Source organism: Winogradskyella sp. (assembly GCF_013042245.1).
Classification (GTDB): Bacteria; Bacteroidota; Bacteroidia; order Flavobacteriales; family Flavobacteriaceae; genus Winogradskyella.
In genome coordinates this window covers 16,492-27,641 of sequence record NZ_JABDQL010000019.1, presented here as the reverse complement: position 1 = coordinate 27,641, position 11,150 = coordinate 16,492, and the positions used below count along the sequence as shown (strand labels likewise).

The window sequence follows — 11,150 nt, the reverse complement described above, 5'->3', positions numbered from 1 at the left end:
TTGCTTCAAATTCAAAATCATTTCAGTAACGTCTTCAACTACACCTGCAATTGTTGAGAATTCGTGGTCTACACCTTCAATTCTAATTGATGTAATTGCAAAACCTTCTAAAGATGATAATAATACTCGTCTTAAAGCATTACCAACCGTTAAACCAAAACCTGGTTCTAATGGTCGAAATTCGAATCTACCTTCAAAATCGGTAGAGTCAATCATTATTACTTTGTCGGGTTTTTGAAAATTTAAAATTGCCATAATTTTTTCTTCGTTTTAATTGTTATTTAGTTGCGCGGATTATGAGTTTGAAGAAAGCCTCATAAACCCTTTGGCTAAATACCAATATGATTAAATTAATTATTATTTAGAGTAAAGTTCTACAATAAATTGCTCGTTGATTTGCTCTGGAATTTGGATTCGTGCTGGTACAGAAACATAAGTACCAGTTTTTGTATCATTGTTAAAAGTAATCCACTCATATACATTACTAGAATTAGCTAATGAGTTAGTGATTGCCTCTAAAGATTTTGACTTTTCTCTAACACCAACAACATCTCCAGCCTTTAGTTGGTATGAAGGAATGTTTACCTTTTGACCATTAACTGTAATGTGTCTGTGAGATACTAATTGACGTGCAGCACTACGTGTTGGAGCGATACCCATTCTGAATACGACGTTGTCTAAACGAGATTCACATAGTTGTAAAAGAACCTCACCAGTAATTCCTTGTGCTGCTGTTGCTCTTTTAAACATGTTTCTGAATTGCTTTTCTAAAATACCATAAGTGTATTTAGCTTTTTGCTTTTCCATTAACTGGATAGCATATTCAGATTTTTTTCCTCGACGACGGTTATTTCCATGTTGTCCTGGAGGATAATTTCTTTTTTCGAATGCTTTATCGTCTCCGAAAATTGCTTGCCCGAATTTACGAGCGATTTTAGTTTTAGGACCAGTATATCTTGCCATTTCTAATTTGTTTTGAGAGTGATTATAGAATTAAGGTCTTAAGCTTATCCTTCTAAACCGTAAGCCTCTCGGTTATACTTATTGTTATTTTTCAGTTTGCAAAAATAAAGAAAATAAACTAATATCGATATTATAAAAGATATTAGTTTATTTTGGTTTTGTGATAAAAAGAATCTGAAACACGTTCAGGTTAAATTATACACGACGTCTTTTTGGAGGACGACAACCATTATGTGGTAGAGGTGTAACATCAATAATCTCTGCTACTTCGATACCTGCATTGTGTATGGATCTGATAGCAGATTCTCTACCGTTACCAGGACCTTTAACGTATACTTTTACTTTCTTTAAACCAGCTTCTTTTGCAACTCCAGCAGCATCTTCAGCAGCTAATTGAGCAGCGTAAGGCGTGTTCTTTTTAGAACCTCTAAAACCCATTTTACCAGCTGATGACCAAGAAATTACGTCACCTTTTTTATTTGTTAAAGATACGATGATGTTGTTGAAAGATGCTGTGATATGCGCTTCTCCAATTGCATCAACAATTACTTTGCGTTTTTTTGTACTTGACTTTGCCATATTTTTTAGTTTCTAGTGTTAGCTTTTAGTTTTGAGAATCCTAAACTTTTACATTTCAAACAGATTCGTCTAACCTAATTACTAATGACTACTGTCTTTTATTATTTAGTTACTTTCTTTTTGTTAGCAACAGTTTTTCTTCTACCTTTTCTTGTACGAGAGTTGTTCTTAGTGCGTTGTCCTCTTAATGGAAGACCAGCTCTGTGACGGATTCCTCTGTAACATCCGATATCCATTAAACGCTTGATGTTTAATTGTGTTTCGGAACGTAATTCACCTTCAATCTTGAAAGTACCTACAGCCTCACGGATAGCTCCGATTTGGTCATCTGTCCAATCTTGTACTTTTGTGCCTTCTTCAACTTTAGCAGTTTCTAAAATTTCTTTAGCACGACTTCTACCTATTCCATAGATATAAGTTAAAGAGATAACTCCTCTTTTTTGTTTTGGTATGTCTACACCTGCAATTCTTGCCATATTGTTTTAGTTTTAGCACTGACATTCTTTAGTCAGTACAGTTTTTTAGTTGTTAGAATCCTAAACCAAATGATTTCGAACAGATTCATTTCAGTCTATAACTAAATACTTTTAGTGTTTATCCTTGTCTTTGTTTAAACCTAGGGTTCTTTTTGTTAATAACATAAAGTCTCCCTTTTCTTCGTACCAATTTACAATCGGCACTTCTCTTTTTAACTGATGCTCTTACTTTCATCTTGTTAGTATCTATAAGTTATACGAGCCTTTGTTAAATCATAAGGACTCATTTCTAATTTTACTTTATCTCCTGGTAACAACTTAATGTAGTGCATACGCATTTTACCAGATATATGAGCGGTTACGATATGACCGTTTTCTAATTCTACGCGGAACATAGCGTTAGATAATGCTTCTATAATTGTACCGTCTTGCTCTATTGCTGCTTGTTTTGCCATGTCTAAATATTATTATGCTACTGCTTTTCTATTTTTACCTGTTTTCATCAAACCGTCATAGTGCTTATTCAACAAATAAGAATTTATTTGCTGTATAGTATCTATGGCAACACCTACCATGATTAATAACGATGTACCTCCGAAGAATAATCCCCAACCTGGTTGTACGCCCATTAACTTAACTACAAACGCTGGAAAAACAGCGACTAATGCTAAGAAAACAGAACCTGGTAAAGTAATTTGAGACATGATTTTGTCTAAATACTCTGAAGTTTCACTTCCTGGACGAATACCTGGAATAAATCCACCACTACGTTTTAAATCATCAGCCATTTTATTCGTAGGAACAGTAATAGCTGTGTAGAAATATGTAAATACAATAATTAAAAGCGCAAATACCAAATTATACCAAAATCCGAAGATATCAGCAAAGTTAGTTTGCATCCATGCACCTGCGGTAGTGTCTTTCAACCAAGATGAACCACCTACTAAACTAGGTACAAACATAATTGCTTGTGCAAAGATAATTGGCATTACACCAGAAGCATTAAGTTTTAACGGTAAAAACTGACGTGAGCCAAATACATTCTTCTCATAACCACCAGATGCAGTTCTACGAGCATACTGAACTTGAATCTTACGTACAGCCATTACTAATAACACTGAAGCTAATATGATTAAGAACCATATAACAAGTTCAATTAAAACTAACATAAAACCTCCATTACCTTCGGTTCTAGATGCTAAATTTTGAATGAATGCTTGTGGTAACGTTGCAATTATACCCACCATAATTAATAATGATATACCATTACCAATGCCTTTATCTGTAATCTTCTCTCCTAACCACATTGCGAATACACAACCCGTCACCAATATAACGATTGACGAAAAGTAAAAAAGACCACCTGTTCCTAATAGAAAAGCACTTTGTGGAATACCCAAACTTGGCAAACTTACTAAGTAACTTGGCGCTTGTACCAAACAAATAGCTATAGTTAACCATCTTGTAATTTGATTGATTTTTTTACGACCACTTTCACCTTCTTTTTGTAGTTTCTGTAAATAAGGAATAGCAATTCCCATTAACTGAACAACAATAGAGGCTGATATGTAAGGCATAATACCCAAGGCAAATACTGAAGCATTAGCAAAAGCACCACCTGTGAAGGCATTTAATAAACCTAGAATACCACCATCAGTAGTGTCTTGTAAACCTCCTAATTGCGACGCATCTATACCAGGTAATACGACTTGAGCACCAAAACGATATACTAATAATAAGCCTAGGGTTAAGATTATTCTATCCTTAAGCTCTGTAATCTTCCAGACGTTTTTTAATGTATCTATTATTTTCATTATATAATATCTTATAAAATTACAGCTTCACCACCAGCAGCTTCTATAGCAGCCTTTGCCGACGCAGTAAATTTATGAGCTTTAACTGTTAATTTTGCTTTTAATTCTCCTCTACCCAAAATTTTAACCAACTCGTTTTTACGAGCTAATCTTAATTCTACTAAAGTTTCAAAATCTACAGTATCTTTAATTTTCTTAGTTTCTACTAACTCTTGTAAAGTATCTAGGTTAACGCCTTGATAATCTATTCTATTGATATTAGTAAAGCCAAACTTAGGTACACGACGTTGTAATGGCATTTGACCACCTTCGAATCCTAATTTCTTAGAATAACCTGAGCGTGACTTAGCTCCCTTGTGACCACGAGTCGCCGTGCCACCTTTACCAGAACCTTGACCACGACCAACGCGTTTTCCTTGTCTTTTTACTGAACCTTCTGCAGGTTTTAAATTACTTAAATCCATTGTTAAGTTATATTTTTTTAAGCTTCTTCTACAGAAACTAAATGTTCTACTTTCTTAACCATACCAAGGATATTTGGCGTGGCATCATGCTCTACAACTTGACCGATTTTTTTAAGACCTAAAGCTTCTAACGTTAGCTTTTGTCTTTTTGTACGGTTTATTGCACTCTTAACTTTCTTTACTTTGATCTTTGCCATCTTGTCCTAATGATTATCCGTTAAATACTTTTTCAAGTGAAATACCTCTTTCCTTAGCGATAGAACCAGCATCTCTTAATTGCAATAATGCATCAAAGGTAGCTTTTACTACATTATGAGGATTAGATGATCCTTGAGACTTAGATAATACATCATGTACACCTACGGCTTCAAGAACAGTTCTTACAGCACCACCAGCAATTACACCGGTACCAGGAGCTGCAGGAATAATGTTTACTCTTGCTCCACCATATTTACCTTTTTGTTCGTGGGGTAATGTTCCTTTAATTATAGGAATTCTAACTAGGTTTTTCTTTGCATCTTCAATCGCTTTTGCAATTGCTGTAGCAACATCTTTAGATTTACCTAAACCTTGACCTACTACACCTGCTTCGTCACCTACTACTACAATAGCAGAAAAACCAAATGCTCTACCACCTTTAGTTACTTTAGTAACACGTTGTACGCCAACTAAACGATCTTTTAAATCTAAACCTCCTGGTTTAACAAGTTCTGCGTTTTTATATTTTTGATACATAATGTCTTAAAATTTAAGTCCTGCTTCTCTAGCACCTTCTGCTAACGATTTTACTCTACCGTGGTATAAGTACCCACCTCTATCAAAAGAAATAGTCTCAACACCAGCTTTTAATGCTTTTTCAGCAATTGCTTTACCTACTAAAGTAGCAACTTCGGTTTTATTTCCTGTTGTACCACTTACATCTTTATCTCTTGAAGATGCAGCAGCGATGGTGTTACCAGTCACGTCATCTACAATTTGAGCATAAATTTCTTTATTACTTCTAAAAACAGATAATCTTGGTCTAGCCTCAGTACCAGATACAATCTTACGTATTCTGTTTTTTATTCGTTGTCTTCTCTTGTTCTTTGTTAATGCCATAACCTTACTATTAAGCTGATTTACCTGCTTTTCTTCTGATTTCTTCTCCAACAAACTTAACTCCTTTTCCTTTGTAAGGTTCTGGCTTACGGAAGCCACGGATTTTAGCTGCTACTTGACCAACTAATTGTTTGTCGTGCGAAGTTAATTTTACGATTGGATTCTTACCTTTTTCAGAAATTGTTTCAATTTTAACTTCTGGAGCAACATCCATTACTATATTGTGTGAAAAACCTAAAGCTAAATCTAATTTTTGTCCTTGGTTAGAGGCTCTATAACCTACACCTACCAATTCTAATTCTTTAGTCCATCCTTTAGACACACCCTCAATCATGCTAGCGATTAAGGCTCTATACAAACCATGTTTTGATTTGTGTTCTTTCTTTTCAGAAGGACGCTCTAATGTAATAGTAGCATCTTCTATTTTAATTTCAATACCCGAGTACTCTTGAGTTAACTCACCTAATTTACCTTTTACAGTGATTACATTGTCTTTAACTTCAACTGTAACACCTTCAGGAATTGAGATTGGATTTTTACCTATTCTTGACATATCTTCCTGTTTTTAGTAAACGTAACATAATACTTCGCCACCAACGTTTTCTCTTTGCGCTTGCTTACCTGTCATAACTCCATGAGAGGTTGAAACAATTGCAATACCTAAACCATTTAAGATTCTCGGCATTTCGTTGGCACCAGCATACCTACGTAGACCTGGTGTACTGATTCTTTGAATTTTTTTGATGACAGACTCTTTTGTCTCTTTGTTGTACTTAAGAGCAATCTTGATTGTTCCTTGTACATTAGAATCGTCAAATTTGTAACTTAAAATATATCCTTGGTCGAATAATATTTTAGTTATCTCTTTCTTTAAGTTAGATGCAGGAATTTCTACCACTCTGTGGTTAGCTTTCACTGCATTTCTAACTCTCGTAAGATAATCCGCTATTGGATCTGTATACATAGTTATTAATTTGCGGTATCGGTTTTCGGTAAAAAACGATTTCTTACCAAACCTGAAACCAATTTATAATTGTTTTTTTTACCAACTTGCCTTCTTAACACCTGGAATTAAGCCTTGATTAGCCATCTCTCTGAACATAACACGAGAAATTCCGAATTGTCTCATGTATCCTTTTGGACGTCCAGTTAACTTACAACGGTTATGCTGACGAATTGGTGAAGCGTTTTTAGGTAACTTTTGTAATGCTTCGTAATCTCCAGCTTCTTTTAAAGCCTTTCTTTTCTCTGCATATTTAGCAACCATTTTTGCACGCTTTACCTCGCGGGCTTTCATTGATTCTTTAGCCATAATTAATTCTTTTTAAAAGGTAATCCTAGTTCTGTTAAAAGTGATTTTGCTTCCTTATCGGTATCAGCTGTAGTAACAAATGTAATATCCATACCAGATATTCTGTTGATTTTATCAATGTCAATTTCTGGGAATATAATTTGCTCAGTAATACCTAAATTATAATTTCCACGACCATCAAAACCTGTAGCTTTAATACCGTTAAAATCTCTAACTCGTGGTAAAGCTGAAGTCACTAAACGATCTAAAAACTCATACATTTGCTCTCCTCTTAATGTTACCATGGCACCTATTGGCATACCCTTACGTAACTTAAAAGAAGCGACATCTTTCTTAGATAATGTGTGAATCGCTTTTTGACCTGAAATGTTAGTCAATTCTTCCACTGCTTGGTCTACTAATTTCTTATCTGCTACAGCAGCACCGACACCTCTAGATATTACTATCTTAGTAAGCTTAGGTACTTGCATTACATTTTTGTAACCAAATTCTTCTGTAAGAGCAGTAACAACTCTGTCCTTGTACTCTTGTTTTAATCTTGCAACGTAAGCCATAACTAAATTACTTCATTAGATTTTTTAGAAAATCTCACTTTATTGTCACCATCCATTCTGTACCCTACTCTCGTAGTCTCACCCTTACTTGTTAATAAAGATAAGTTTGATACATTGATAGCAGCTTCTTTCTCTACTATACCACCTTGAGGACTTTGTGCACTTGGCTTAGTGTGTTTCTTTACCATATTTACACCTTCAACGATGGCTTTGTTCTTTTCCTTTAATACTTTAAGTACTTTGCCTTCTGAGTCCTTATGGTCTCCAGCTATTACTTTTACAGTATCTCCAGTTTTTATTTTAAGCTTTGTCATTTTTTCTTAATGTATTAAAGCACTTCTGGTGCTAATGATACAATTTTCATGAATTGTTTATCACGAAGCTCTCTTGCTACTGGTCCAAAAACACGTGTTCCTCTCATTTCACCTGTAGGGTTTAATAAAACACATGCATTGTCATCGAAACGGATATAAGATCCATCAGGACGTCTAACTTCTTTTGCAGTACGCACAACAACAGCCGTAGAAACAGCTCCTTTTTTGATGTTACCATTTGGAGTTGCAGCTTTTACTGAAACTACAATTTTATCCCCTACTGATGCGTAACGTCTTTTTGTACCTCCAAGAACACGGATAGTTAAAACTTCCTTTGCTCCTGTGTTATCAGCTACTTTTAATCTTGATTCTTGTTGTACCATAATTACTTCGCTCTTTCAATTATTTCTACTAATCTCCAACATTTAGATTTACTTAAAGGTCGTGTTTCCATAATCTTTACAGTATCTCCGATATTGCAGTCGTTTGTTTCGTCATGAGCAACATATTTCTTAGTTTTCAAAACGAATTTTCCATACATAGGGTGTTTTACCTTTTTTACTTCGGCAACAACTATTGACTTCTGCATTTTATTGCTAGTCACTACTCCTATACGTTCTTTTCTTAAGTTTCTTTTTTCCATCTTTCAGCAGAATACAATTATTTATCGTCTCTTATTGTTAACTCAGTCGCTAATCTAGCTACGGTACGTCTTACGTTGCGTAACTGTATTGGATTCTCCAAGGGAGAAATTGCGTGAGCCATTTTAAGGTCCGTATAACTCTTTTTTGTTTCACCAAGTTTCTCTTGTAACTCAGCTGTAGATAGCTGTTTAATTTCTGATTGCTTCATAATACTTTCTATTAAGCTTCGTAATCTCTGGCTATGATAAACTTAGTTTTAACTGGTAGTTTCTGAGCAGCTAAACGTAATGCTTCTTGAGCTACGTCTAATGGCACTCCACTAATTTCAAATAAAACACGACCTGGCTTCACAACTGCTGCCCAATATTCTACAGCACCTTTACCTTTACCCATACGTACTTCAAGAGGCTTTTTTGTAATGGGCTTGTCTGGAAATATTTTAATCCATAATGACCCTTCTCTTTTCATATAACGCGTAGCGGCAATACGAGCTGCTTCTATTTGACGTGCAGTAATGAACGTTGATTCTAGGGATTTAATACCGAAAGTTCCATTTGATAACAAATGTCCTCTTCCAGCATTTCCTTTCATACGTCCTTTTTGCTGCTTACGAAATTTTGTTCTTTTAGGCTGTAACATTTTTTCTTATTTCCTTTAAAAAATTACTTTCTACGACGTTGGTTTCCACCTTTCTTGTTTCCACCACGTCCACCTTTTCCTTTTTGTTTAGATAGGCCAACTAATGGAGAAAGTTCTCTTTTTCCGTATACTTCACCTTTCATAATCCAAACTTTTACACCTAACCTACCATAAGTAGTATGTGCTTCAACAAGAGCGTAATCGATATCTGCTCTAAAAGTAGATAATGGAATACGTCCTTCTTTATAGTGCTCAGAACGTGCCATTTCTGCACCGTTTAAACGACCACTAATTTGGATTTTGACACCTTCTGCATTCATACGCATTGCCGCAGCAATAGCCATCTTAATAGCACGTCTGTACGAAATTCTACTTTCAATCTGACGAGCAACAGAAGCTCCTACTAGATACGCATCTAACTCAGGTCTCTTAATTTCAAAGATGTTCAACTGAACTTCTTTACCCGTAATTTTCTTAAGTTCTTCTTTTAACTTGTCTACCTCTTGTCCGCCTTTACCGATAATAATACCTGGTCTTGCTGTAGTGATAGTAACGGTTACAAGTTTTAAAGTTCTCTCAATAATTACTCTTGACACACTTGCTTTTGATAAACGAGCGTGAACATATTTTCTAATCTTATCGTCTTCGGCTAACTTGTCTCCATAGTCATTACCACCATACCAGTTAGATTCCCATCCTCTGATAATACCTAAACGATTTCCGATTGGATTTGTCTTTTGTCCCATATCTCTATCTTAGCTTTGTGTTTTATTTAATGAATCTATCACAACTGTTACGTGGTTAGATCTTTTTCTGATTCTATGTGCTCTACCCTGAGGTGCTGGTCTAAGTCTCTTTAGCATAGTACCACCATCTACTCTAATTTCTTTTACAAATAAATTAGCGTCCTGTATATCAGCGTCTTCGTTTTTAGCTTGCCAGTTTGCAATCGCAGACAACAATAATTTCTCCAAACGACGAGATGCTTCTTTTGAACTAAATTTAAGAATCGTCAGTGCATTATCTGCCTTTTTACCTCTTACTAAATCCGCTACTAAGCGCATTTTACGTGGTGATGTAGGACAGTTATTTAGCTTAGCGAAAGCAACTTGCTTCTTCTCAGCCTTAATGGCTTCTGCCATTTGTTTTTTACGACTTCCCATGATTCCTATTTTTTACCTTTATTTTTAGCACCTGCGTGACCACGGAATGATCTTGTTGGTGAAAATTCTCCTAACTTATGACCTACCATGTTCTCAGTTACATAAACTGGTACAAATTGTCTTCCATTATGAACAGCTATAGTTTGCCCTACAAAATCTGGAGAAATCATAGATGCCCTAGACCAAGTTTTGATAACAGACTTTTTATTTGAAGCTACATTTTCTGCAACTTTCTTTTCTAATTTATAATGGATATAAGGTCCTTTTTTTAATGAACGTGCCATACTACTTTCTTAATTATTTCTTTCTACGTTCTACAATGTACTTATTACTCGATTTAGTCTTAGAACGTGTTCTATAACCTTTAGCAGGAATACCATTTCTAGATCTGGGATGTCCACCTGAAGATTTACCTTCACCACCACCCATTGGATGATCAACTGGATTCATTACTACTGGTCTTGTTCTAGGGCGTCTTCCTAACCACCTGCTTCTACCAGCTTTACCTGATACTAACAATTGGTGATCGGAGTTAGAAACTACACCTATCGTAGCCATACAGTTCGCAAGAATCATTCTTGTTTCACCAGATGGTAACTTAACGGTAGCAAACTTACCATCTCTTGCCATTAACTGAGCGAATGCACCAGCACTACGCGCCATAACAGCTCCTTGACCAGGACGCAACTCTATACAAGAGATAATTGTACCTAATGGTATTTCACTTAATGGCATTGCATTTCCTATTTCAGGAGCTACACCAGTTTCACCAGAAACTATTTTTTGACCTACTTGTAAACCATTTTGTGCGATAACGTAACGCTTCTCACCATCTTGATAGTTTAATAGAGCAATAAATGCTGTTCTGTTTGGATCGTATTCGATAGTCTTAACTTCAGCAGGCACACCTGTTTTGTTCCGTTTAAAATCGATAATACGATACTTTTTCTTGTGACCACCACCAATATAGCGCATGGTCATTTTTCCTTGACTGTTTCTACCACCAGACCTTTTTTTCGGAGCGAGTAAACTCTTTTCCGGCTTATCAGTAGTAATGGCGTCAAATCCATTAACTACTCTAAATCGCTGGGCTGATGTAATCGGTTTTAATTTTCTTACTGACATTGATG

At 35.5% G+C, this 11,150-nt stretch carries 23 protein-coding genes and 1 pseudogene; all 24 read right to left on the bottom strand.

Features of this window, described 5'->3' with window-relative positions; genetic code table 11:
- Positions 1-255 (bottom strand): annotated as a pseudogene (locus tag HKP48_RS01455) (DNA-directed RNA polymerase subunit alpha); the annotation flags it as partial.
- Positions 256-357: 102 nt separating this feature from the next.
- Entirely contained in the window at positions 358-963 is a 606-nt protein-coding gene (rpsD, locus tag HKP48_RS01450) for a 30S ribosomal protein S4 (RefSeq protein WP_296342079.1), read from the bottom strand.
- Positions 964-1,158: 195 nt separating this feature from the next.
- Positions 1,159-1,542 carry a 30S ribosomal protein S11 gene (gene rpsK / locus HKP48_RS01445; protein WP_296342077.1) on the bottom strand — a complete coding sequence of 128 codons (384 nt, stop codon included), beginning with the start codon at positions 1,540-1,542 and terminating at the stop codon, positions 1,159-1,161.
- Positions 1,543-1,643: 101 nt separating this feature from the next.
- Positions 1,644-2,018 carry a 30S ribosomal protein S13 gene (rpsM, locus tag HKP48_RS01440; RefSeq protein WP_296342075.1) on the bottom strand — a complete coding sequence of 125 codons (375 nt, stop codon included), beginning with the start codon at positions 2,016-2,018 and terminating at the stop codon, positions 1,644-1,646.
- A gap of 118 nt (positions 2,019-2,136) precedes the next feature.
- Positions 2,137-2,253, bottom strand: a complete 117-nt coding sequence (gene ykgO / locus HKP48_RS01435; RefSeq protein ID WP_008269159.1) for a type B 50S ribosomal protein L36 — start codon at positions 2,251-2,253, stop codon at positions 2,137-2,139.
- Positions 2,254-2,257: 4 nt separating this feature from the next.
- The gene (infA, locus tag HKP48_RS01430) at positions 2,258-2,473 is read right to left on the bottom strand and encodes a translation initiation factor IF-1 (RefSeq protein ID WP_007094967.1); all 216 of its coding nucleotides are present in this window, start codon (positions 2,471-2,473) and stop codon (positions 2,258-2,260) included.
- 12 nt (positions 2,474-2,485) lie between these two features.
- Positions 2,486-3,832: a preprotein translocase subunit SecY gene (secY, locus tag HKP48_RS01425; RefSeq protein ID WP_296342073.1), complete on the bottom strand. Its 1,347-nt coding sequence runs from the start codon at positions 3,830-3,832 to the stop codon at positions 2,486-2,488.
- 11 nt (positions 3,833-3,843) lie between these two features.
- A complete protein-coding gene (gene rplO, locus HKP48_RS01420) occupies positions 3,844-4,296 on the bottom strand; it encodes a 50S ribosomal protein L15 (protein WP_296342071.1) in 453 nt (150 codons plus the stop codon).
- 17 nt (positions 4,297-4,313) lie between these two features.
- Positions 4,314-4,493, bottom strand: a complete 180-nt coding sequence (rpmD, locus tag HKP48_RS01415) for a 50S ribosomal protein L30 (RefSeq protein ID WP_045468968.1) — start codon at positions 4,491-4,493, stop codon at positions 4,314-4,316.
- 13 nt (positions 4,494-4,506) lie between these two features.
- A complete protein-coding gene (gene rpsE / locus HKP48_RS01410; RefSeq protein ID WP_296342066.1) occupies positions 4,507-5,031 on the bottom strand; it encodes a 30S ribosomal protein S5 in 525 nt (174 codons plus the stop codon).
- A gap of 6 nt (positions 5,032-5,037) precedes the next feature.
- Positions 5,038-5,394 carry a 50S ribosomal protein L18 gene (gene rplR, locus HKP48_RS01405; RefSeq protein ID WP_296342065.1) on the bottom strand — a complete coding sequence of 119 codons (357 nt, stop codon included), beginning with the start codon at positions 5,392-5,394 and terminating at the stop codon, positions 5,038-5,040.
- A 10-nt stretch (positions 5,395-5,404) separates the two neighbouring features.
- Positions 5,405-5,947: a 50S ribosomal protein L6 gene (gene rplF, locus HKP48_RS01400; RefSeq protein WP_296342064.1), complete on the bottom strand. Its 543-nt coding sequence runs from the start codon at positions 5,945-5,947 to the stop codon at positions 5,405-5,407.
- A gap of 12 nt (positions 5,948-5,959) precedes the next feature.
- A complete protein-coding gene (rpsH, locus tag HKP48_RS01395) occupies positions 5,960-6,358 on the bottom strand; it encodes a 30S ribosomal protein S8 (RefSeq protein WP_296342061.1) in 399 nt (132 codons plus the stop codon).
- Positions 6,359-6,436: 78 nt separating this feature from the next.
- Positions 6,437-6,706 (bottom strand): 30S ribosomal protein S14, encoded by a 270-nt coding sequence (gene rpsN / locus HKP48_RS01390; protein ID WP_132702467.1) that lies wholly within the window; start codon positions 6,704-6,706, stop codon positions 6,437-6,439.
- Between the two features lie 2 nt (positions 6,707-6,708).
- Positions 6,709-7,260, bottom strand: a complete 552-nt coding sequence (gene rplE, locus HKP48_RS01385; RefSeq protein ID WP_296342059.1) for a 50S ribosomal protein L5 — start codon at positions 7,258-7,260, stop codon at positions 6,709-6,711.
- Between the two features lie 2 nt (positions 7,261-7,262).
- The gene (gene rplX / locus HKP48_RS01380) at positions 7,263-7,574 is read right to left on the bottom strand and encodes a 50S ribosomal protein L24 (RefSeq protein ID WP_296342057.1); all 312 of its coding nucleotides are present in this window, start codon (positions 7,572-7,574) and stop codon (positions 7,263-7,265) included.
- Between the two features lie 14 nt (positions 7,575-7,588).
- The gene (gene rplN / locus HKP48_RS01375; protein ID WP_188375185.1) at positions 7,589-7,957 is read right to left on the bottom strand and encodes a 50S ribosomal protein L14; all 369 of its coding nucleotides are present in this window, start codon (positions 7,955-7,957) and stop codon (positions 7,589-7,591) included.
- A gap of 2 nt (positions 7,958-7,959) precedes the next feature.
- Positions 7,960-8,217 carry a 30S ribosomal protein S17 gene (gene rpsQ / locus HKP48_RS01370; protein WP_006988541.1) on the bottom strand — a complete coding sequence of 86 codons (258 nt, stop codon included), beginning with the start codon at positions 8,215-8,217 and terminating at the stop codon, positions 7,960-7,962.
- Between the two features lie 17 nt (positions 8,218-8,234).
- Positions 8,235-8,426 (bottom strand): 50S ribosomal protein L29, encoded by a 192-nt coding sequence (rpmC, locus tag HKP48_RS01365; RefSeq protein ID WP_296342055.1) that lies wholly within the window; start codon positions 8,424-8,426, stop codon positions 8,235-8,237.
- 11 nt (positions 8,427-8,437) lie between these two features.
- Positions 8,438-8,857, bottom strand: coding sequence for a 50S ribosomal protein L16 (rplP, locus tag HKP48_RS01360; RefSeq protein WP_296342054.1), 420 nt, complete (start codon positions 8,855-8,857; stop codon positions 8,438-8,440).
- 23 nt (positions 8,858-8,880) lie between these two features.
- Positions 8,881-9,603, bottom strand: a complete 723-nt coding sequence (rpsC, locus tag HKP48_RS01355) for a 30S ribosomal protein S3 (protein WP_296342053.1) — start codon at positions 9,601-9,603, stop codon at positions 8,881-8,883.
- A 9-nt stretch (positions 9,604-9,612) separates the two neighbouring features.
- Positions 9,613-10,020, bottom strand: coding sequence for a 50S ribosomal protein L22 (gene rplV, locus HKP48_RS01350; RefSeq protein ID WP_296342050.1), 408 nt, complete (start codon positions 10,018-10,020; stop codon positions 9,613-9,615).
- 5 nt (positions 10,021-10,025) lie between these two features.
- Positions 10,026-10,304 (bottom strand): 30S ribosomal protein S19, encoded by a 279-nt coding sequence (gene rpsS, locus HKP48_RS01345; protein ID WP_296342047.1) that lies wholly within the window; start codon positions 10,302-10,304, stop codon positions 10,026-10,028.
- Positions 10,305-10,317: 13 nt separating this feature from the next.
- Positions 10,318-11,145, bottom strand: coding sequence for a 50S ribosomal protein L2 (gene rplB, locus HKP48_RS01340; RefSeq protein ID WP_296342045.1), 828 nt, complete (start codon positions 11,143-11,145; stop codon positions 10,318-10,320).
- Positions 11,146-11,150 lie beyond the last annotated feature (5 nt).